At 70.1% G+C, this 21,161-nt stretch carries 16 protein-coding genes; 11 read left to right on the top strand and 5 right to left on the bottom strand.

Going from position 1 to position 21,161, the window contains the following annotated elements:
* Nucleotides 1-6: 6 nt before the first annotated feature.
* On the bottom strand, nucleotides 7-1,641 hold the full coding sequence (locus ACFVX4_RS28475) for a beta-N-acetylhexosaminidase (protein WP_389982213.1): 1,635 nt from the start codon (nucleotides 1,639-1,641) through the stop codon (nucleotides 7-9).
* A gap of 106 nt (nucleotides 1,642-1,747) precedes the next feature.
* A complete protein-coding gene (locus ACFVX4_RS28470; RefSeq protein WP_389982210.1) occupies nucleotides 1,748-2,899 on the bottom strand; it encodes an ROK family protein in 1,152 nt (383 codons plus the stop codon).
* Nucleotides 2,900-2,978: 79 nt separating this feature from the next.
* Between ACFVX4_RS28470 and ACFVX4_RS28465 the strand changes: the two genes are divergently transcribed.
* From ACFVX4_RS28465 to ACFVX4_RS28445, 5 genes are all read left to right on the top strand, one after another.
* Complete coding sequence (locus ACFVX4_RS28465) at nucleotides 2,979-4,229, top strand: Gfo/Idh/MocA family protein (protein ID WP_389982207.1); 1,251 nt, start codon at nucleotides 2,979-2,981, stop codon at nucleotides 4,227-4,229.
* Nucleotides 4,230-4,298: 69 nt separating this feature from the next.
* Complete coding sequence (locus ACFVX4_RS28460) at nucleotides 4,299-5,561, top strand: ABC transporter substrate-binding protein (protein WP_389982204.1); 1,263 nt, start codon at nucleotides 4,299-4,301, stop codon at nucleotides 5,559-5,561.
* A 4-nt stretch (nucleotides 5,562-5,565) separates the two neighbouring features.
* Nucleotides 5,566-6,519: a carbohydrate ABC transporter permease gene (locus ACFVX4_RS28455; protein ID WP_389982201.1), complete on the top strand. Its 954-nt coding sequence runs from the start codon at nucleotides 5,566-5,568 to the stop codon at nucleotides 6,517-6,519.
* A complete protein-coding gene (locus tag ACFVX4_RS28450) occupies nucleotides 6,516-7,382 on the top strand; it encodes a carbohydrate ABC transporter permease (protein WP_385547088.1) in 867 nt (288 codons plus the stop codon). The genes ACFVX4_RS28455 and ACFVX4_RS28450 overlap by 4 nt, the downstream gene beginning before the upstream one ends.
* Nucleotides 7,383-7,474: 92 nt before the next feature.
* A complete protein-coding gene (locus ACFVX4_RS28445; RefSeq protein WP_389982197.1) occupies nucleotides 7,475-9,487 on the top strand; it encodes a right-handed parallel beta-helix repeat-containing protein in 2,013 nt (670 codons plus the stop codon).
* A gap of 132 nt (nucleotides 9,488-9,619) precedes the next feature.
* Here ACFVX4_RS28445 and ACFVX4_RS28440 read toward each other — a convergent pair whose 3' ends face one another.
* Together ACFVX4_RS28440 and ACFVX4_RS28435 are read right to left on the bottom strand one after the other, a co-directional pair.
* Nucleotides 9,620-11,272 carry an amidohydrolase gene (locus ACFVX4_RS28440; protein ID WP_389982194.1) on the bottom strand — a complete coding sequence of 551 codons (1,653 nt, stop codon included), beginning with the start codon at nucleotides 11,270-11,272 and terminating at the stop codon, nucleotides 9,620-9,622.
* Between the two features lie 102 nt (nucleotides 11,273-11,374).
* Nucleotides 11,375-12,790 carry a purine-cytosine permease family protein gene (locus ACFVX4_RS28435; protein WP_389982191.1) on the bottom strand — a complete coding sequence of 472 codons (1,416 nt, stop codon included), beginning with the start codon at nucleotides 12,788-12,790 and terminating at the stop codon, nucleotides 11,375-11,377.
* Nucleotides 12,791-12,965: 175 nt separating this feature from the next.
* Here ACFVX4_RS28435 and ACFVX4_RS28430 point away from each other — a divergent pair, with 175 nt between their 5' ends.
* The 6 genes from ACFVX4_RS28430 (at nucleotide 12,966) to ACFVX4_RS28405 (ending at nucleotide 19,932) form a co-directional block, all read left to right on the top strand.
* Nucleotides 12,966-13,571, top strand: a complete 606-nt coding sequence (locus ACFVX4_RS28430) for a TetR/AcrR family transcriptional regulator (RefSeq protein ID WP_389982188.1) — start codon at nucleotides 12,966-12,968, stop codon at nucleotides 13,569-13,571.
* Between the two features lie 81 nt (nucleotides 13,572-13,652).
* Nucleotides 13,653-15,074 carry an NAD(P)/FAD-dependent oxidoreductase gene (locus ACFVX4_RS28425; protein WP_389982185.1) on the top strand — a complete coding sequence of 474 codons (1,422 nt, stop codon included), beginning with the start codon at nucleotides 13,653-13,655 and terminating at the stop codon, nucleotides 15,072-15,074.
* 253 nt (nucleotides 15,075-15,327) lie between these two features.
* Nucleotides 15,328-15,807, top strand: coding sequence for a hypothetical protein (locus ACFVX4_RS28420; RefSeq protein WP_389982182.1), 480 nt, complete (start codon nucleotides 15,328-15,330; stop codon nucleotides 15,805-15,807).
* A gap of 43 nt (nucleotides 15,808-15,850) precedes the next feature.
* Nucleotides 15,851-17,107: an MFS transporter gene (locus tag ACFVX4_RS28415; RefSeq protein WP_389982178.1), complete on the top strand. Its 1,257-nt coding sequence runs from the start codon at nucleotides 15,851-15,853 to the stop codon at nucleotides 17,105-17,107.
* Nucleotides 17,108-17,191: 84 nt separating this feature from the next.
* Complete coding sequence (locus ACFVX4_RS28410) at nucleotides 17,192-19,006, top strand: protein kinase (RefSeq protein WP_389982175.1); 1,815 nt, start codon at nucleotides 17,192-17,194, stop codon at nucleotides 19,004-19,006.
* Between the two features lie 47 nt (nucleotides 19,007-19,053).
* On the top strand, nucleotides 19,054-19,932 hold the full coding sequence (locus ACFVX4_RS28405) for an NmrA family NAD(P)-binding protein (protein ID WP_389982172.1): 879 nt from the start codon (nucleotides 19,054-19,056) through the stop codon (nucleotides 19,930-19,932).
* A 24-nt stretch (nucleotides 19,933-19,956) separates the two neighbouring features.
* Here ACFVX4_RS28405 and ACFVX4_RS28400 read toward each other — a convergent pair whose 3' ends face one another.
* The gene (locus ACFVX4_RS28400) at nucleotides 19,957-21,159 is read right to left on the bottom strand and encodes a cytochrome P450 (protein ID WP_389982169.1); all 1,203 of its coding nucleotides are present in this window, start codon (nucleotides 21,157-21,159) and stop codon (nucleotides 19,957-19,959) included.
* Between the last annotated feature and the right edge of the window lie 2 nt (nucleotides 21,160-21,161).

Below are 21,161 nucleotides of genomic sequence, written 5' to 3'. Positions count from 1 at the left end.
ACCCGCTCAGGAACGGATGGCCGCCACACGTCGGTTCATGTGTGCCTCGCGATCGGCCCTCGTCGCGGGTGCGCCCACGATGCCCGGCCGTGTCTGCCAGGGCAGTGGGCCCGTCGGCGCCCGGTACTCCACACCGATGGCGTCGAGCCGGGGCAGGTGCGCGTCGTGCAGACGGGTTCGGAACTCGTCGAAGTCACGGTCGCCCGCGCCGCGCCAGAGCGCCTCGGCCACCGCACACAGGCGGGGGAACGCGTAGTAGTCCACCATGCGCGGCGTGTCCATGTGCTCGGTCCACAGATTGGCCTGTCCCCCGAGCACCCGGGCGGCCTGTTCGTCGGTCAGGCCGCCCGGGACCGGGTCGAAGGAGTAGGCGTCCTCCAGGGTCACGGGGACGGAGACCGGAATCGGCTCGTCGGGATGTTCCGACTGGCGGTAGTCGAGATAGACCTGGTCGTCCGGGCAGGACACCACGTCGAAGCCCCGGCGTGCGGCGGTCACGGCGCCTGTCATCCCGCGCCAGGAGGCAACGGCGACACCTGGCGGGAGCTCCCCTTCCAGGATCTCGTCCCAGCCGAAGACACGCCTCCCGCCTTCCGCGACGTGGGCGGCGATCCGGGCGATGAACCACGCCTGCAGGGCTTTCTCGTCGGGCAGGCCGCGCTCGGCCATGAGTTGCCGGGTGCGCGGATCGCCCTTCCACTGGTCCTTGGGGCACTCGTCGCCTCCCACGCCGATGAAGGTGCTGGTGAAGAGGGCCATGACCTCGTCGAAGACCCCCCGGAAGAAGTCGATGGTCGACTCCTCCGCGTTCAGGGTGTGGGGGCTGACGCCCCATCGGGTCATGACTTCCAACTGCTCGCCCGTCACGCCCAGTTCGGGGTAGGCGGCGATGGCCGCCTGGGAGTGTCCGGGGACGTCGATCTCCGGTACGACCGTGACGCCGCGCTCCGCCGCGTGGGCGACGATCTCGCGGATGTCGTCCTGGGTGTAGTAGCCGCCGTGCGGCCTGTCGTCGGTCCTGTCGTCGTCCGTGGAACCCAACTGGGACGAACTGCGCCATCCACCGGTCTCCGTGAGACGTGGGAAGCGCAGGATCTCCACGCGCCATCCCTGGTCGTCGGTGAGATGGAGGTGGAGGGTGTTGAGGCGGTGCATCGCTATCAGGTCGATGAAGCGCAGTACCTCCCGCTTGGGCAGGAAGTGCCTGGCCACGTCCAGCATGGCTCCGCGCCAGCGGAAGTGCGGCGCGTCCTCGACGACCGTCCCCGGCACCGCCCACCGCTCGTCGGCGGTCCGGGAGCTGCGGTAGACCCGTGGCGGCAGCAGTTGCAGCAGGGCCTGGCAGCCGTAGAACACCCCGCCGGCGTCGCCGCCTTCGATGCGAACACCGGTCGGCCCGGACTCCAGCCGGTATGCCTCGGCCCCCAGTTCCGGACACAGCGTCAGGGCGATGCCCGGTCGGGACTCCTCATCCGTGACCGGCAGGGGCAGCCCCGTCGCGGGGCGCAGGGCCGACTGCAGCCAGGCGGCGGTCGTGGCCAGTTCGCCGGGGGCCTTGATCGTGGTGGCCGCGTCGAGCGGGAACTCTCCCGGGGCGGGTCGAATCGTGACGGGCCGGGGCAGCAACATGGGGGTCGTCATTCCTGCCGATTCCTTTCGACGGGCCCGTGCCCCGAGGACACCCGCCCTACATATACAGAGACTTTGGTTAAGACCGGACCTGGATGGACCGCGCCGACGGGCACGCTCAGGAAGACGGTTCGGGCAGCACCGTGTCGACGTCGTACAGCCGGGCGTCCACGTGATCGAGGGCGAGCCGCACGGCGCCCAGCACCACGGCCTGGTCGGAGAGGGAGGAGACCGCGAGCGCCGGGGGTTCCAGGCACAGCGGGTCCAGGTGCCGCCGCAGCGGCTCCAGCAGTACGTCACCGGAGCGCGAGACCCCGCCGCCGATCACGACGAGTTCCGGGTCCAGGGCCAGGACCAGGGCGGCGATGCCCTCGGCCAGGTCGTGGGCGTACTGCTCGACGGCCCAGCGGGCCGCCGGTTCACCGGTGCGGGCCTGGGCGAAGACGTACTCGGCGGCCTCCTGGGGCAGGGTGTCCGACGGCATCTTCGGATAGCCGGTCAGATGCGAGGTGGCCCGGTGCCAGCCCACCAGGGACAGTGCGCCGATCTCGCCGGCCGCTCCCCCGCGCCCCCGGTGCACCCGGCCGCCGATCAGCAGACCGGCCCCGGTACGTACTCCGGACAGGACGAAGGCCACGTCGTCGACGCCCTGGGCCTCGCCGATCCAGCCCTCGGTGAGTGCGGCCAGATTGCAGTCGTTCTCCACCAGGACCGGGCAGTCGAAGTCGACGCCCATCTCGCCCGCGAGGTCCAGCCCGTCCCATTCGGGCAGGCCGACGCAGCGTTTGACCAGGCCGTCATGGCTGACCACCCCCGTGGTGCCGACGCAGACGGCGGCCAGCCGGGCGCGCCCGACCGCCGCCGACTCCAGTGCGTCCACGGCCGTCGCGCGCACGGCGGCCAGCCGCACGGCACGCCCCGCGTCCGCGCTCACCCGCTCGGTGCGGGACGCGACGACGGTGCCGTCGAGGTCGGCGACAGCCGCCCTGATGCTGTACGAACCGATGTCGATCCCGAGCACGTAGTCGCCGGTGGAGTGGAAGCTGAACAGCCTGGCGGGACGACCCATGTGGCCTGGCTGCGGCGGCAGTTCCTTCAACCATCCGGAACCGAGCAGTTCCTCCGTCAGGCTCTCCACGGTCGGGCGGGACAGACCTGTGCGCCTGGTGACCTCGGTGAGGCTGAGGGGGCCCTGGCCGCGCAGGGCGCGAAGTGTCGTGACCAGGTTGATGCGCCGCAGCCGCGAGGTGTCGCCTCCGGAAATTGTCACCGTCACTCCCTTGACAGGCTCTGTACCCGAGAAATAAAAACAGGTTGCATTAGTAAGTGGCAAGTCCGAGGGGGTATTTGTGGTCACTCTCGCCATCATCGGGGCGGGGCTGCGCGGTATGAGTTACGCGCGGCGTGCTCTGGCGACCGGCGCGGCGCGTGTCGTGGCCGTCGCCGAGCCCGATCCGGAACGCAGGCGCAGCATGGCCGCAGCGCACGACGTACCGGCCGAGAACGTCTTCGCCGACTGGCGGGATCTGCTCGCCCGGGACCGACTGGCCGACGCCGCGGTGATCTCGACGCAGGACAGCATGCACACGGCGCCCGCGGTGCGGGCGGCGGAGCTCGGCTACCACCTGCTCCTGGAGAAGCCGATGGCGCAGACGGAGGAGGAGGCCGCCGCCATCTCCGCTGCCGCCGACCGCAATGACGTTCTGCTGGCCGTCTGTCACGTCATGCGCTACACCCCCTACACCGTCAGGCTCAGGGAGCTCATCGCCGAGGGCCGGATCGGCGACGTGATGAACATCCAGCACCTGGAACAGGTCGGCTGGTGGCATCAGGCCCACTCGTTCGTCCGGGGCAACTGGCGCAGCCAGGAGGAGTCGGGCCCGATGCTGATGACCAAGGCCTGCCACGACCTCGACTGGATCGCCCACGTCAAGGGAGCACTGCCCGAACGGGTGTCCTCGTTCGGCAATCTGGTGCACTTCCGGGCCGAGAACCGGCCCGACGGCGCGGCGGACCGATGCGTGGCGTGCCCGGTGGAGTCCACCTGCCCGTACTCCGCCAAGCGCATCTACCTCGATTGTCTGGGGGACGTGGACAAGGAGTTCTGGCCGCTGTCCGCGGTCACGGCCGACCACACCGAGGAGGGGGTGCTCGCGGCTCTGCGCGAGGGCCCGTACGGCCGGTGCGCGTACACCTGTGACAACGACGTGGTCGACACGCAGGTGGTGACCATGGAGTTCGCCGACGGCACCTCCGCCACCTGCACGGTCACCGCGTTCGCGGCGCTGGAACACCGCAAGACCCGGATCTTCGGCACCCGCGGCTCCATCGACGGCGACGGCGTCGTCCTGCGCGTGCATGACTTCGTGACCGACGAGGTCACCGTCATCGACACCGGTGCCAACGGCGATCCCACGGCAGCCACCGGGCACGGCGGCGGTGACGCGTCCCTGTTCGACGCCTTCGTCGACGCCGTCAGCGGGAACGACCCCTCCCTGGTACTCACCGACGGCGCCGAGAGCCTGGCCACGCACCGGGTCGTCTGGGCGGCCGAGCGCGCTCGCCGCACCGGCACCGTCGTATCCCTCCTGCCGGACTGATCCCCGGCCGTCGCACCATGCCCGCGGACTTCCGCGCCCACCAGCCACCCTCACGAAAGGCACACTCCCGTGCGTAAGTTGACAGCCATGCTCACCGTCGGAGCTCTCGCCCTGAGCGTAGGCGCCTGCGGCAAGAAGAACGGTTCCGGCTCCTCGGACAAGGAACTTGTCTACACCTCCTCCTGGGGTGCCGACGAACCGCAGGGGAAGCTCATCAAGTCGATAGCCGACGACTTCACCGCGGCGACCGGCACCAAGGTCGACCTGAAGTTCGTGGGCCGCAAGGGCACCGACACCCTCCCCACCGAGATGAACGCGGGCCAGGGACCGGACCTGTTCGACACCTCCACCGACAGTGTCGGTGCCTTCGTCGCCCAGAATCTCGCCGAGCCGCTCGACGACGTCCTGGACATGGAGGTGCCGGGCGAGGGCAAGAAGGTGCGGGACGTGCTGCCGGATTCCGTGCAGAAGGCGTCGACCGACAAGGGCCATGTGCGCTTCATGGCCCACACCGTGATCTCCACGGCCGTCTGGTACGACGCGTCCAAGCACGCGGGGCTCGCTCCCAGGACGTGGAAGGAGTTCATCGCCTATCTCGACGAGGCGAAGAAGGACGGCCGCACGCCGCTGGGCCAGGACGGCACGGTCAACTTCTACAACGCGTACTGGTTCTACTCGGCCCTGGTCCGCTCCGAGGGTGCCGGCAGCCTCAGCGCCCTGGGCAAGGATCCGGCCGCCTGGGACAAGCCGGCCGTTCTCGCGGCGGCCAAGAAGGTGGAGCAGCTGGCTGGCGGCGGCTACTTCCAGAAGGACTTCATGGCCACCAAGTACCCTGCCGCGCAGGATGCCTGGGCCCAGGGCAAGTACGACCTGAACCTGAACGGCACCTGGCTGGCCGCCGAGACCGGACCGAAGCTGGCCAAGGGCACCGAGGTCGCCTCGTTCCAGCTGCCGGCCGGCGGCAAGAACTCCGTGGAGGTCGGCACGCTCGGCTGGGGTGTCAACGCCAAGGGCCACAACGTGGAGACGGCCAAGGAATTCCTCGCCTTCGCCCTGCAGAAGAAGTACGAGGAGAAGATCTCCGGCACCGCACACAACATCCCCGCGCGCCCGGACGTCCCCGCGCCCGGCTATCTGGCGGGCGTGCAGAAGGACGTCGCCGAGGCGAAGTTCACCCATCGGACCTACGACGACATGGCCGCGGACAAGAACTGGTGGAACAACGTCTTCCTGCCCCTGGACGACCAGTTGCTCTCCGGCAAGATCGATGCGGCGACCTTCGTGAAGACCGGCAAGAAGAAGGCCGCCGACTACCTCGCCAGCAAGGGCTGAGCCCATGGGGACAGCAACACTCACCCCGCCCACGACAGCGGCGCCGCCCGTCGCGGGCAAGGCGGGCAAACGGGTGCGGCCGGCGCGCGAGCGGGCCTTCTGGCCCTTCCTGCTCCCCGCGCTGATCGCCTACACCGCGCTCTTCGTCCTGCCGTCGTTGTTCGGCTTCTGGGTCAGCTTCAACAAGTGGGCCGGTCCCGGCTCCGCCATGACGTGGAACGGCCTCGGCAACTACCTGGAGCTGACGCGCAGCGAGGCCTTCCGCACCGCCTTCGTCAACACCTTCGTGCTGGCCTTCGGGGGCGGAGCCCTGGTCTTCGCCTTCACCTTCCTGTCCATGATGGTGCTGCGGCAGGTCAAGGGCCGGGCCTTCATCCGGTCCGTGATCTTCCTGCCGATGATCATCTCGGTGATCGCGGTCGGTGTCGCCATCGGCTTCCTCCTCAATCCCGACGGCGCGGTCAACACGATCCTGGGCTGGGTCGGCATCGAGGCGCGGCCGTGGCTGGGTCCGGACATGGTGTTCAAGTGCATCGTCGCCGGGCTCGTGTGGTCGAGCACCGGCTTCTACGTGGCCCTGATGATGTCGGCCGCCGACTCCATCCCGCCCTACCTGTACGAGGACGCCAAGCTGATCGGCGCCACCAAGTGGGAGCAGTTCCGGCACATCACACTGCCGCTGACCTGGGACGTGTTCGCGGTGTCGGCCGTGTTGTGGGTGGTCAACAGCCTGAAGGTGTTCGAGATCGTGATCGCCTTCACCACGGCCGGCACTCCGGCCAGCCCGCCGATCCAGGCCCGCACTGTGGCGGTGCAGCAGTACGCCTCGGTGGCCGGCGGCGGTGTGCCCGAGCTGGGTTCGGGTGCCGCCATGGGCGTCGTCATCCTGATCGTGACGACGATCCTCATCGTACTGACCCGGCGTGTCACCCGCCGCGAACGTGTGGAGCTGTCATGAGGCGCCTGCTCGGCGACATTCTGGTGCCGCGCGCGACGACCGTCGCGCTGTGGGCCTGGGTCGTCTTCAACCTCGCGCTGGTCGCCTGGGTCGGCCTCCAGTCGCTCAAGGAGTCCGGGCAGGTCTGGCTCTCGCCGTTCGCGCTGCCGGACACCGTCGAGTGGGGCAACTACTCAGCGGCGTGGAAGGCGGCCGGCTTCTCCGCCGCCGCGCTCAACAGCACCGTCCTGACCCTGGTCGGATCCCTGCTGATCGTCGCGCTGTCGGCGCCCGCCGCGTACGTCCTGGCCCGCTCCGACCGGCGCGCCGCGGGGCGGCTCACCGGGTACTTCGCGATGGGTCTGAGCATCCCGGTCCAGACGATCGTGATCCCCATCATCGTGATCAAGCTGTCCGTGTCCACGTTCATGATCGACTGGGTGACCGGCTGGTGGGACAACCGCATCACACTCCTGGTCTTCCAGGTGGTGCTGTCGCTGCCGTTCGCCGTGTTCGTGCTCACGGGCTACATGCGCTCGCTGCCCCACGAGATCGAGGAGGCGGCCGAGCTGGACGGCGCGGGTCCGCTGCGCGCCTTCGTCCAGGTCGTGCTGCCGGTGGCCAAGCCGGGCGTGATGACAGTTTTGATCCTCAACGTCATCGGCCTGTGGAACGAGACGCTGCTCGCCCTGTTGATCACTCCCACGCCTGAGGAGCGCACGCTGCCCGCGGCCCTTCTCAGCCTCTATGGCTCCATGCAGTACAGCTCCGACTGGGGCGCCCTGTTCGCCGGAATCGTGATCCTGGTCTATCCCATGATCGTGCTCTACCTCTGGCTGGGCCGCCGCATCGTCGAGGGCATGACTGCGGGGATCGGTAAGTAACGCGCGACAGAGACCGGCAATCCGATCGGAAGGACCGAGACTTGCGTACCTCACGTATCCCAAGCACCTCACCCACCCCGCGGAGGCAACTCGTGGGGGCGCTCCTGGCGGCTCTCGCCCTCCCGCTCTCCGCGGTGGCGGCCGGGCCCGCGCAGGCGGCGACCCCGGCCCAGCACCATCCGCGCGCGGCGGGCACCACGTACTACGTGGACGCCGAATCCGGCAACGACAGCGCATCGGGCCGGAATAAGTCAGCTGCCTGGAAGTCCCTGGCCAAGGCGGGTCAGTTGACGCTGGGTCCCGGTGACCAGCTGCTGTTCAAGTCCGGTCAGCGGTGGAAGGGACGGCTCGACGTCCAGGGGGCGGGGGCGGTGGGCGCCCCGGCACTCGTCGGCTCGTACGGCAGCGGCGCCAAGCCGGTGATCGAGGGCGGCGGCACGACCGATGTCGCGGTCAAGCTCAACAACGTCCACGACTTCACCCTCGACGGGCTGGAGGTGACCAACTGGAGCGACAGCACCACCCCCCGCTCCGGTGTGAACCTCTTCGCCAAGGACGCGGGCAAGCTGTCCAACATCACCCTGCGCAATCTGAAGATCCATGACGTCGACGGCCCCGGCGGCAGCACCGTCAGCTCTGCCGGGCTGCTGGTCTCCATCCGTGGCAACCAGACGCCCACGTACTTCGACAACCTGGTGGTGGAGAAGAACGAGGTCAGCAGGATCCGTTCGTACGGGATCATCACCTGGTCCACCTGGTCCCGGCGCAACGGCATGACCAGCCTGTACCCGGTGGAGACCGGCATCCCCGACAGCGAGGTCGTCACCTGGACGCCCAGCACCGGCGTCAGGATCCGCGACAACTACGTCCATGACGTGACGGCCGGCGGCATCACTCCCATGCACACCAAGGGCGCCGTCGTCGAGGGCAACCGCGTCCACAAGGCCGCCAGCGGCCGGCTCAACGCCAAGGGCGGCAACGTCGCCATCTGGTGGCAGGGCAACGACGACCTGCTCGTGCAGCGCAACGAGGTGTCGGGCACCGGCTTCAACGGGCCGGGCACCGACGGCCACGGCTTCGACGCGGACGCCGACAACAACCACAGCGTCGTCCAGTACAACTACAGCCACGACAACGACGGCGGGTTCTTCATCACCGTCTCCTTCAACGGAGCACCGACCAAGGACACCGTGGTCCGGTACAACCTGAGCAAGGACGACGGCTACGAGGTCTTCAGCCTCTCCACCGAGACGTCGGGCACCCACATCTACAACAACACGGTCTACGCGAGCGGCCGGGTCGTCACCGTGCACCCGCCCTACACCGGGGCCGGCGACTACCCGCTCGGCAAGATCGTGCACATCTACAACAACGCGAGCGGCATCGAGATCCGCAACAACATCTTCTACAACCGCACCACCGCCGGCTACGACACCGCCAACGGCACCGTCTACGACTCCAACCTCTACTGGGGCACCGGCACGCCCGTCGCCCCCTCCGGCGACATCAACGCGATCAAGGCGGACCCGAAGCTTGTCTCCATCGGCACCGACCCGGCGGGCTACAAGCTCCAGGCCGACTCCCCCGCGCGGGGGCGCGGCGCGGCGGTGGCGCAGGGCCTCAAGGACTACTTCGGCAACCCGGCCCCGGCCACCGCTCCCGACCGGGGCTTCCACCAGTTCGCCGGAGCCCCGTACCATCCGGCCGTCACCACGTCGTACCCCACGCTCGGCAACAGCCATCCCTACCGGATGGCCGACGGCGACACCTCGACCGCGTGGAGCAGCGCGGCCGCAGGCATCGCCTTCCCCGGCACCATCGACCTGGACTACCGGCAGCCCACCAGCATCGGCTCCGTCACCCTGCACACCGCCTTCGCCACCGGCCAGGGCATCAAGCAGCTCGACGTGCAGACCTGGAACGGCTCGTCGTGGGTGACGCAGGTCGCCGGGCAGCAACTGGCCTGGACCGGCAACACGTCGACCGTCGAGCAGCGCACGATCACCCTGCCGCAGCGGGTCACGACCGAACGTCTGCGCCTGACGATCCGCGACGCCCACCTCCAGTGGGGCAACTTCGCGGTCTACGAGATCCAGGCCGCCTGACGGGTGGGGCGGCCCGTACGGCATCCGAGGGCCGCACACTCGGGCCGCCCCGCCGAGTTCGTGAACGGATGGAACCCTGACGGCCTCCCGGCTGCGCGGACGCGTGGAACTCCGGGAGGCCGTCAGGGCCGTTCACACGGTGTGCTCGACGACGCCGCCGACCACGACGGTCTCCGCCACGGTGCCGGGGATGTCCTCGGGTGCGGCGCGCAGGATGTCGCGGGAGAGGACCACGAAGTCGGCGGCCTTACCGACGGTGAGCGAACCGCGTTCGTCCTCAAGGAAGTTGGCGTAGGCCGAACCCATCGTGTAGCCGTGGACCGCGGTCTCCACGCTGATCGTCTCCTGCGGCATCCAGGGCTCCCCACCGCTCAGCGGACGCCGGGTGACGGCGGTATGGATGCCGACCATCGGGTCCATCTCGGCCACGTTCCAGTCGCTGGACAGCGCGAGCACGGCCCCGGCCGTGTGCAGGCTGCGCATGGGCCATGCCTTGTGCCAGCGCTCGGCCCCGACGTTCTCCGCCCAGTCCTTGCCGGGGCCGGCGACCTCCGGGGCGCTGTGTCGGGGCTGCATGCACGCGACCACGCCCAGGGCGGCGAAGCGCGGGGTGTCGTCGGGGTCGAGGCACTCGACGTGGACGACCTGGTGGCGGGCGTCCCTCGCCCCGTTCACCGCGCGCGCCCGCTCGACGGCGTCCAGGACCGTACGGATCCCTCTGTCGCCGGTGGCGTGGACGAAGCACTGGAAGCCGCGGGCGTCCAGCTTCGTCAGCAGCTCGGCGAACTCCTCGGGCGGGTAGAAGGTGTCGCCCCGGTGGTGGCGGCAGCCCGCGTAGGGCTCCAGGAGGGCCGCGGTCCGCGGCTCCACCACGTCGTCGATGTAGAGCTTGAGCGGTCCGACCCGGATCCGGTCGTCGTCGTGCCGCCGGGCGGCGTCGGCGAAGTCGTCGAGGTCGGCGTCCGTGGTGCCGCGCGGGTGGAAGAGGGCGGCGACGATGCGGGACTTGAGCCGGCCCTCGGCGCGTGCGCGCTCGAAGAGGGGGAGGTCGTCGAGCGAGTTCTGGGGTTCGACCACCGTGGTGATGCCGAAGCCGATGGCGTCGTCCAGGGACTTGGCGAGTCGCCCGTACTGCCGGTCCGGCGAGGCCCACGGCAGACCCAGCTCGCGCAGGGCCCGGTGGCCGTCGCGGGAGAGGCCCTTGACCGCGAAGTCCTTGATGAAGCCGGTGGGTTCACCCGTTTCCGGGTCGGTGGCGGCCTCACCGAAGGGCAGGTGGGTGCGGTCGCGGTCGATACCGAGACGGCGCAGGCCGGCGGTGTTCACCCAGGCGGTGTGCACGTCGTAGCTGAGCACGAAGGCCGGTACATCGCCCGTGGCCGGGTCGAGGTCCGCGGCGGTGGGCATCCGGCCGTCCGGGATGGCCGAGTAGTCGAAGGCCTCCGCCTCGATCCACTCGGCGTCGGGGTTGGCCGTGTGCCAGGCGCGGATGCGGGCGTGGACCTCGTCGAGGGTACGGGCACCGGAGAGCTGGACGCAGGCGTCGTCCGAGCCGAGCCGGACATGGTTGTGGGCGTCGATGAACCCGGGGAGCACGAGCCTGCCTTCGGCATCGATCACGCGTGTCTCCGGTCCGGTCCACCCCCTGGCGTCCTCGTCGGCACCGAGCCAGGCGATGCGGCCGTCGACCACCGCCATGGCCTGCGCCTCGGGGAACGCCGGGTCGACGGTGTGGATGCGGGCGTTGCGCAGGACGAGATGGGCGGGACGGGCGGGGCTGGCCATGTGAGATGACTCCTTGTGGTGCGGTGGTGCGGTCGGTCCGGTGGTTCGGTGGTTCGGGCGGGGCGTTGCCACGCGGGCCGGTGGGCGTCGCGTGGCGGCCGGTCAGGAAGGGTCGGTGTGCGGTGCGACGGTCCGCCGGGCGAGCGCCCAGTAGACGAGCCCCGAGACGACCGCGCCGAGCAGCGTCAGGTCGGCGCCGCCCAACGGTGCGACCAGCGGGCCGGTCCACAGCTCGGAATCGCAGGTGAGGGCGGCGAAGACCATGCCGGCGAGCAGCGCGGTCATGCCGGCGGAGTGGTAGCCGGACCGGTACCAGTAGGCACCGTCGGGTCCGGCGTGCAGTGCCGGGGCGTCGTAGCGGCAGCGGCGCATCAGCATGTCCGCGAGGAACACGCCGCCCCAGGGCGCGAACACGATGATGAGCAGGGAGAGGAACGACAGCAGCGAGCTGGTGAAGTCGGTGAGGAAGAGCGCGCACAGGGAGCCGGCCGCGGTGACGGCCGCGCTGATGATGATGGCCTTGGAGCGGCTCCAGGGGACGCCGAGCACCTGGAGGTTCAGGCTCGACGAGTAGAGCGTGACGATCGAGTTGGTGACCGAGCCACCGAGCACGAGGGCGAGGAAGAGCGGCTGGAACCAGCCCGGCAGCAGCTTCTCCGTGCCCGCCACGGCGTCGGTCATGTCCGTCTGCGTGGCGGCGGCCACCCCGGCCACGCCCAGAGCGACCGAGGAGACGAAGCCGCCGAGGGCTCCGTACCAGGTGAGCGACCGCATCGAGGTCGTCCTCGGAAGGTAGCGCGTGTAGTCGGCGGGCATCGGAACGTACGAGAACGGCCCGGCCAGCATCACCACGAAGGCCAGGCTCCACCCGGACGCGCCGGGGTGGACCGCCGCCCCGCCCGTGTCGGCACCCGGCAGCAGGAACACGAGGAGCGCGGCGAACCCGACGGCGAGGACGTACGCGATCCAGCGCTCGGCGAACTGGACGGTGGCGTGGCCCCAGAGGGCGACGACGAAGGTCAGCGCAAGAGTGATCAGCAGGGCGAGGGCCCGCCCGGTGCGACCGGACGCCCATCCCAGATCGGCGAAGAACGCTTCGAGTGCGAGCGTGCCGACGACCGTGTTGAGGATCGTGTAGCCGATGCTGACCACCCAGTTGACCATGCCGGCGGGCCAGTTGCCGCGTACGCCGAAGGGGGCCCGGGAGATCACCAGGGTGGCGGTGCCGGTACGCACGCCGCTCAGTCCGGCGGCGCTGATGGCGAAGAACGCGAGTCCGCCGAGGACGACGACACCGGTCGCCTGCCAGAAGGACAGCCCGAAGGCGACGGCCAGGGCGCCATTGATGACGTAGGTGAAGGTCAGGTTGGAGCCGAACCAGAGCCAGAACAGGTCCTTCGCGCTGCCGTGGCGGTCCTCGTCGGGAATCGGGTCGATGCCGTGTGTCTCGACCTGGAAGACCTGGTCGGTGGCCATGGCCCCGCCGGGCGCCCTCGCGGTCGTCTCCTGCTGCGTCATGCGGCCTGCCCCTCATCCGTGCGTGCTCCGGGAGCCCCGGAGCAGCACTTTGAATGCCGTTCTAAAAGTTAGAACGGCATTCAAGATGCGTTTCCGGGGGCCGTCAAGACCTCTGCCGAAATCGGCGGCTAAGGTCGTCACCGGGTTCATCGCAGCGGAGGGGTGGAGGGGTGGCGTGGCAGCGACGGCGCGACGGCGTGACGGGCACCTGGCCCGGGAACGCATGCTGGAGGAGGCGATGGCGGCCATCGCCGAGGACGGACTGGCCGCACTCACCATGTCTGCACTCGCCAAGCGCCTCGGCACCAGCGGCGGCCACATCCTCTACTACTTCGGCAGCAAGGACCGACTGCTCCTGGAGGTGCTGAGCTGGAGCGAGAGCGCGCTCGCCGAGGAGCGCCGGGCGCTGCTGACCGGCCGGGCCGGTGCCGAACGCAAGCTCGGCCAGTTCCTTGAGCTGTACCTTCCCTGTGGGCCACGCGACCCACGCTGGACACTGTGGATCGAGTTGTGGGCGCGGACGGCGTCGAACGAGCCGCTGCGACAGGCCCAGGCCGAGATCGACCGCGGCTGGCAGGAGGACCTCGAATCGCTCCTCGCCAAGGGCGTGCGACAGGGCCGCTTCGCCGCGGACCTCGACACGGCAGCACGCGCTTCCGAACTCCTCGCCCTGCTCGACGGGTTGAGTACCCGCGTCGTCCTCGGTCAGCGGGGAGCGGACCGGGCGAGTGCACTGCGCATGGCGCTGTCGGCGACCGAGCGGCTGGTGGAACGGGGCTGAGCACTCCGACGCCCCGCAGGGCGGCTACCCCTGGAACCCTGGGATACGGTGGGTCGGCAACACGGCGTGGAGGGGACCACATTGACGCGGGTTGCGATAGTCGGCGGCGGGATGGGCGGCCTGACCGCAGCGCTGTTCCTGGGGCGTCGGGGCCATCAGGTGACCTTGTTCGAGCGGGACGGCCACCGGCCGGGCCACGATCTCGACAGGGACTTCTTCGACTGGCACCGCCCCGGTGTGCCGCACGCGGTCCAGCCGCACGGACTCCTGGCTCCGGTCCGGACCGTGCTGCGCGCGGAGGCTCCGGACGTGTACCGCGAGATGCTGCGCATGGGGGCCCGCGAACACAACGAATTCGCCTGGTTCACCGAGCGTCCGCCCGCCCGCGCGGGAGACGAGGATCTGGTGACGATCCGGACCCGGCGCATCGTGCTGGAGGCCGCTCTGCACGATGCGGTGCACCGCGAGCCGGGCGTCGACGTGCGACTCGGGGAGCCTGTCGATGGCCTCCTCGTCGACCGGCACGGCGACATTCCGCGGGTCACGGGGGTGCGGTCCGCATCGCGGACTCACCGTGCGGAGCTGGTGCTCGACGCCGGCGGGCGCCGGTCCCCGGTGCCCCGGTGGCTCACCGAGGCGGGCTGCCGGGAAGCGGTCGTGGAGAACCACCGCGTCCCGATCGCCTACTTCTGCCGCTGGTACCGGCTGCGGCCCGATGGACCGCGCGACCCCGGACGCGTCAGACCCGGCTCGTTCGCGGCCTTCGCGGTCGGCGGGGTGTTCCCGTCGGACAACGGCATCTTCGCGGCGTCCTTGACGGTCTCCACCGCCGATCCCACCCGCGCGGCCCTGCGGGACCCCGTGGTGTTCGAGCGGGCCGCCCGGACCTTTCCCGCCATCGCGGCCTGGCTGGACCTGGAGCCCGAGCCGGTCTCCGGAGTACTCGCGATGGGCGGCCTGCACAATCGATGGACCGCACTGGCCGACGCCGACGGGCCCGTGGTCACCGGCCTCGTGGGCATCGGGGACTCACTCGCGTACACCAATCCCACGATGGGGCAGGGAGTCGCCATGGCCCTGCGGGCGGGGCAGTGGGTGGCCCACCATGCGGGCACCGCCTCGGACCCGGCGTCGTTCACCGCCGAATACCACCGATGGGCCGCGCGAGCCCTGCGCCCGTGGTTCGACGTCCAGGTCGCCGCGGACCAGGCCAGTGCGGCTCAACTCAGCGATCCCACAAGGGTGTCGAGCGAACCTCCCACCGCGGCCGGCCGCGAGAGGGCCGCCCTCGCCGCCTGCGCCTTCGACGACCCGCTGGTCATGCGCGCACGAGCGAAGGTCCGCCACCTCGTCCTGACCGCCGATCAGGCATACGGCACCGAAGAGGTACGCGCCCGTCTGGCGCACTGGCTGGACGAACACCCGGACTTCACACCCGCGTTCGACGGCCCCGCACGTGCGGAGTGGGAGTCGGCCATGGGGCATCCGGACCACGCCATCTGAACGTCCGGAGTGACGGAGTGACCAGACGGTGCACAGGAGTGACCAGAAGGTGCACCCGACCGGAAACGAATGACGTCCGGCGACTAATCGAATACCTTTCGCACCATTTTTACACTGTTCCCACCCGTACGGGTGGTGTATCACTGGGAGTGGCCATATTGTCGATTCAGGAACGACGGCTGGAAGAAAGGCGCCACGACCGACGGCTGCTCCGGGCGGCGTGGGCTCGACATGAGGCAGCCGAGGAGCCGACATGCAAAAACGCAACCTCAGGACAGCGGTCATGCTGTGCGCCGCCACAGCGCTCGCAGCGGCGATTCCCGTACCGGCATCCGCTTCCGCAGCCACCTCCGCATCAGCAGCCGCATCCGCGTCCCCGGAGTCCCGCCCATCGGCTCACGTGGTGGCTGTCGACTGCTTCTCGGGTGCGCGGGTACGCCCCGGCGACTTCCTGCTCGCCTGCGGGGACGGCAACAACCGCCTCATCGATATCCACTGGTCCCACTGGGGACCGACATCCGCCGTGGGCACGGCACTTGACGCGGTGAACGACTGCCAGCCCTATTGCGCGGCCGGCAAGTTCCACTCCTACCCCGTCATCGTGCGCCTCGACCGCCCGGAGGCCTGGAAGACCCATCCGGAACTGCGGCAGTTCACCCGGCTCCACCTCGTCTACACCGACGGCAGGCCGGCGCAGACGGAGCGGGTCGTGACACACGAGCTCTGGGACTGACCCGTCCCGGGCCCGGCCGCGACGGGGCGCCGGCCGCGAGGTGATGTGCGTGAACGTTCGCGAATGCACATGGAACGTCGGTGGCGGGTGGCAGCCGGGCTATGTGGCCGCGGCACTGGTCTTCGCCATCGGAATGGCCGGGACCACCCTGCCCACCCCGTTGTACGGGCTCTACCAGGAAAAGATCGGCTTCTCCGAGCTGACGGTGACCGTCGTCTTCGCCGTTTATGCCGTCGCGGTCATCACGGTGTTGCTGGTGGCGGGAAACTACTCCGACGAGGTCGGCCGAAGACCTGTGCTCCTGTGCGCCATGGCGTTGTCGGCGGCGAGCGCGGGGTGTTTCCTGCTGGAAAGCGGTCTGCCGCTGCTCTTCACGGGGCGGCTGTTGTCCGGCTGCGCGGCCGGGCTGCTGAGCGGCGCGGCGACGGCGGCCGTCATCGAACTGGCGGATCCTGGGCACAAGGCACGTGCGGGATTCGCCGCCACCGCGGCGAACATGGGTGGTCTGGGCTGCGGGCCGTTGCTCTCCGGGATCCTCGCGCAGTACACGCCCTGGCCACTTACCCTTTCGTTCTGGGTCCACCTGGGACTGGTGGTGCTGGCCTGCGGGATCACCTGGCTCCTGCCGGAGACCGTTGCCGCGCCGAAGCGCCGTCCGCCCCTGAAGCCACAGGGACTGTCCGTTCCACCCGAGGTGAAGGGTGTCTTCCTGCCCGCCTCGCTGGCAGCCTTCGCCGGTTTCGCTCTTCTCGGCCTGTTCACCGCGGTCGCGCCGAGCTTCGCCTCGAAGACGCTGGGTGTGCACAATCTGGCTGTCGCGGGTGCCGTGGTCTTCTCCGTCTTCCTCGCCTCGACCGTCGGGCAGTCCCTGACCCAACGGATCGGCGCACGCCGCGCGCTCCCGGTCGGCTGCGGCATCCTCGTCGTCGGCCTGCTGCTGGTGGCGTCATCGCTGATCGCCGAATCCCTGCTCCTGCTCGTCCTGGGCGCCCTGTGCGGTGGCACCGGCCAGGGACTGGCCTTCCGTGCCGCGCTCACCCTGATCAGCGGCGCGGCCCCGGCGCAGCACCGCGGCGGCACCATCTCGGCGTTCTTCGTCGTCGCCTACGCCGGGATCTCCGTGCCGGTGGTCGGGGTCGGCGCCATGGCCACCTGGCTCGGACTGCGTCAGGCCGGGCTGATCTTCACGGGCTGCGTGATGCTGCTGGCGGCGGGCGCGGGCACGTACGCCGCACGCAGGCTGCCTCAGGACCCGGATCTGCAACCGGGCCCACCGCCTACAACGTCCTCCCGGTTCTGAGTACTTGGCCGGAACGGGCGCCGACAGCCCGTCCTTGTATAAGGTGCCGTTCGATATCGGCGTTCTGCGTGGGAGACGTAAGTGATGAGTGGTCAGCAGCCGGACCCGGGAAGGGCCTCTCAGGTCTTCCAACCGCTCGATAAGGACGACCCGACCACCATCGCCGGATACCGGCTCGCCGCCAAGCTCGGCGCGGGCGGTATGGGCAAGGTGTACCTGTCGTACACACCCGGCGGGCGGCCCGTGGCCATCAAGGTGATCCGGCCCGAGTTCGGCGAGGACGCCGAATTCCGCCGCCGGTTCGCCCAGGAGGTGCAGTCCGCGCAACGCGTGCAGGGTTTGTTCACGGCACCGGTCATCGACGCCGCCACCGATGCTGCGCAGCCGTGGCTGGCGACCGCGTACGTGCCGGGCCCCTCGCTCGCCGACGCCGTCGTCGCGCACGGGGCGCTGCCCGTCGAGACGGTGGTGCTGCTGATCGCCGGCATGGCCGAGGCGCTTCACGTCATCCACGGCGCGGGCATCGTCCACCGTGACCTGAAGCCGTCCAATGTGCTGCTCGCCGCCGACGGTCCCCGCGTCATCGACTTCGGTATCGCCCACGCCGCCGACGCGACCTCGCTCACCGGCAGCGGCGTCACCATCGGCACCCCCTCGTTCATGGCACCGGAACAGGCCGCCGGGCGCAAGGTGACCGCGGCCACCGATGTCTTCGCGCTCGGCCAGGTGGCGGCGTACGCGGCGACGGGGGCCCCGGCGTTCGGCGAGGGGACCTCGCACGGCGTTCTCTACCGGATCGTCCATGAGGAGCCCGACCTCACCGGCGTCCCGGAGCGGCTGATGGAACTGGTCGGCCGTTGCCTCGCCAAGGACCCCGCGGCCAGGCCGTCGATCGCCGAGGTCATCGCGCTCTGCCAGTCCGCGAACGCGGAGACGGTGCTGCGCCGCCCCGAGGACTGGCTGCCGGCCCCGGTCACCGCCGACATCACGGTGCGCGCGGCGGCTCCGGCGCCGGTCCAGACCCCGCCGCCGCCGGCCTCCGCCCCGCCCGTGGCCTACTCGCCGACCACGCCGGTGGCCCCGAACACCCCGCCACAGGGCTACGGTCCGCCCGTGGCGTACCAGCCCACTCAGCCGGCTCAGCCCTCTCAGGTCCCGCCCCAGCCCCACTACCAGACGCCCCATCCGGCCCAGGCCCAGGCTCACGCCCATGCCTACGCCCCGACCCAGATGCCTACGCAGGCGCAGACGTACCCCGGTCACCCCGTGCCTCAGGCTCCCCGGCCCCCGGAGAGCTCTGGCAAGCGGCGTGCGGTCATCGCGATCGCCGCCGCGCTGGTCTTCGGTGTCGTGGGCGGCGGCACGCTGTATTTCCTGCTCAAGGACAGGGGCGAGCAGACGAAGGCAGACAGCTCCTCGCAGGGCAGTCGGACGAGCGACGGGGCCAAGGACGGGAACAAGGGCGGGAACGAGGAGACCGGCTCCAAGCCGAGTACCAAGCCAGAGCCGAAGCCCGCCGAGTACAAGGGCATCAATCTGACGGCCGGCTACCACCTGACGCTCGGGGACGACAACGTGCGGCCCCAGCAGGGCGAGGACGGTGGGTACGAACTCTCCTACGACACCGGTGGATATCTCGACGCGGAGACCACGGGCGGAAGCCTGGTGCTGCTCGATCCCGGGCAGGAGGGATCCCTCGATGCCTGCCGCACGGACACCCGGTTCACCGAGACCATCTACCTGAACACGATCTCGAAGGGGCGGCAGATCTGTGTCACGACGGGCACGGGGCACATGGGCCTCGTGACGGTCCAGGGGCTCTCGGGCGAGGAATCGCCCAGTACGTACATGACTCTGGACCTCACCGTCTGGCGCAACGCGGCCGGCTCCGGCGGCTGAGAGGCTGTCGGGTGGCAGCTCCGGCCGGCTCTGGTCAGCATGGACACATGTCGCTCGAACAGGGAGACCTCATGTCCATCGCGGTACTCGGCGCGACCGGTGGCCAGGGTGGCGCGGTGGCTGCCGCCCTGCTGGAGGCGGGACGTGGCGTGCGGGCCGTGGTGCGCGATCCCGGCAGCGGGCGGGCCCGTGCGTTGGCCACGGCCGGGGCGGAGGTCGTGCCGGGGGATCTGTTCGACGCGGCTTCGCTCGCCGATGCGTTCCGGGGCGCGACGGCCGCGTTCGCCGTCACCACCCCGTTCCAGGACGGACTCGACGCCGAGGTCGCCCAGGGCGCGGCGATCGTACGGGCGGCCGCGGACGCCGCACTGCCGCATCTGGTGATGGCCTCCGTCGCCAGCGCGGACCAGGACACCGGTGTCCCGCACTTCGAGACCAAGGCCAGGACGGAGGAACTGCTCGCCGCCTCGGGCCTGCCGGCGACGGTGGTGGCACCGGCCTACTTCTACGACAACGCCCTGGGCGCCGTGGACGAGGTGGCGGCCGGCCTCCTCACCATGCCGGTCCCCGGTGACACTCCCCTGCAACAGGTGGCGAGGCAGGATCTGGGCCGTGTCGTGGCCGCGGTCGTCGCTGATCCGGACCGCTGGATCGGGCAGCGGATCGAGGTGGCGGGCGACGATCCCACGCCGGTCCGGATGGCTGCGGAGATCGGGCGGGCCGCGGGCGGCACGGTCGCCTTCCGTCAGTCGTCGCTGGAGGACCTGCGCACCACCAACCCCGATATGTTTGCCATGTACAGCTTCCTCGCGAACACCGGATACCGGGTGGACATGGCGGCGCTGCGGACACAGTTCCCCACCGTCCCCTGGACCTCCTACGCCGCGTGGGCGGACGCCCAGGACTGGCCGAAGCCCCCCGCATGACTCCCGCACCGCGTACGAGCGCTCCTACCAGGTGACGGAGATCCGCCGCGGGCTGCGGGAGGTGGTGCCCAGGTGCCACTCGACGGTGTCGGCGGGCTCCGCCAGGCGCAGGCCGGGAAGGCGGGCGGCGAGCCGGTGCAGGGCCAGCTGGAGCTCCAGCCGGGCCAGCCAGGCGCCCAGGCAGTAGTGCGCGCCCGCGCCGAACGCCAGGGTGGGCGCCTCCAGGGGCGCGAAGAGATCGTCGAGCTGCCGGGGCGCAAACACATCGGGATCGCGGTTGGCCATGCCGCAGTCGGCGAGAACCACCGAACCTGACGGGATCGTCACGCCGCCGACCTCCGTGTCGGCGGCGGCGTAGCGCGCGGTCCCCCGGTCGTCGCCGAGCGGAATCAGGTGCAGCAGACGCTCCGCCAGTGTCCCGGCGGCCTGTTCGTCCGCCCCGAGCCGGGGCCAGACCTCCGGCCGTTCACCGAGCAGATAGAGCAGCGAATTGCCGAGCATCGTCATGGTGCTGTCGTGACCGCCCACGACCAGCCCGCATACGAGATCGACGAGTTGTCCCTCCGGGACGCCGCCCTCCGCGTCGGCCGCGGCGACCAGCACGCTGGTCAGGTCCTCGCCCGGCGCGCTGCGTCGCTCGGCCAGCAGTTCCGCTCCGAAGGCGGCGAACTCCGCCAGCGCGGACGCCGTTTCCTCCTCCGGGTGGGAGCCGTCGGAGAAGGCGTACTGGCTCCAGTGGCGCAGCCGTTCCCGGGCCTCGGTGTCGAGACCCATCAGTCTGCTGATCACCGCGACCGGGAGCGGGAGGGTGAAGCCGGCCACCAGGTCCACCGGGGGTGCGCTGTCCGCGAGTTCGTCCAGGCGCTGTTCGACGATCGTCGCGATCCAGGGCCGCCAGCGGGCGACGGCCCGCGGCGTGAAGGCTCGCCGCATGGTGCGGCGCAGGCGCAGATGGTCCTCGCCGTCCTGGTTGAAGATCAGGTCGACGCTGCTCACCAGGCCGGATTCGCCCGACAGGGACGGGGAGTCCGGCGTGTGGAGCCGTGCGCGCCCGAATCGGCTGTCGTTCAGGACCTTGCGGACATCGGCGTAGCGGCTCACCAGCCAGGCCAGGGTCCCGTCGGGTAACTCGACGGGCCGGGGCGGTCCGGGTGGATCGAACGCCAGACGGTGCAGCGGGGGCGTGGACGGGCTGGGGCGGGTGTGGGCGTCGGCGGGGCAGGACACGG

Origin of the sequence: Streptomyces sp. NPDC058240 (assembly GCF_042882135.1) — a bacterium.
GTDB lineage: Bacteria > Actinomycetota > Actinomycetes > Streptomycetales > Streptomycetaceae > Streptomyces.
Note: the sequence above shows the minus strand (reverse complement) of the source record. Positions and strands in the feature narration are given on the sequence as shown.

Coding starts and splice junctions, on each gene's coding strand:
- ACFVX4_RS28475 (WP_389982213.1), bottom strand. CDS start 1,641: ATGACGACCCCCATGTTGCTGCCCCGGCCCGTCACGATTCGACCCGCC.
- ACFVX4_RS28455 (WP_389982201.1), top strand. CDS start 5,566: ATGGGGACAGCAACACTCACCCCGCCCACGACAGCGGCGCCGCCCGTC.
- ACFVX4_RS28450 (WP_385547088.1), top strand. CDS start 6,516: ATGAGGCGCCTGCTCGGCGACATTCTGGTGCCGCGCGCGACGACCGTC.
- ACFVX4_RS28440 (WP_389982194.1), bottom strand. CDS start 11,272: ATGGCCAGCCCCGCCCGTCCCGCCCATCTCGTCCTGCGCAACGCCCGC.
- ACFVX4_RS28435 (WP_389982191.1), bottom strand. CDS start 12,790: ATGACGCAGCAGGAGACGACCGCGAGGGCGCCCGGCGGGGCCATGGCC.
- ACFVX4_RS28420 (WP_389982182.1), top strand. CDS start 15,328: ATGCAAAAACGCAACCTCAGGACAGCGGTCATGCTGTGCGCCGCCACA.
- ACFVX4_RS28415 (WP_389982178.1), top strand. CDS start 15,851: ATGTGCGTGAACGTTCGCGAATGCACATGGAACGTCGGTGGCGGGTGG.
- ACFVX4_RS28410 (WP_389982175.1), top strand. CDS start 17,192: ATGAGTGGTCAGCAGCCGGACCCGGGAAGGGCCTCTCAGGTCTTCCAA.
- ACFVX4_RS28405 (WP_389982172.1), top strand. CDS start 19,054: ATGTCGCTCGAACAGGGAGACCTCATGTCCATCGCGGTACTCGGCGCG.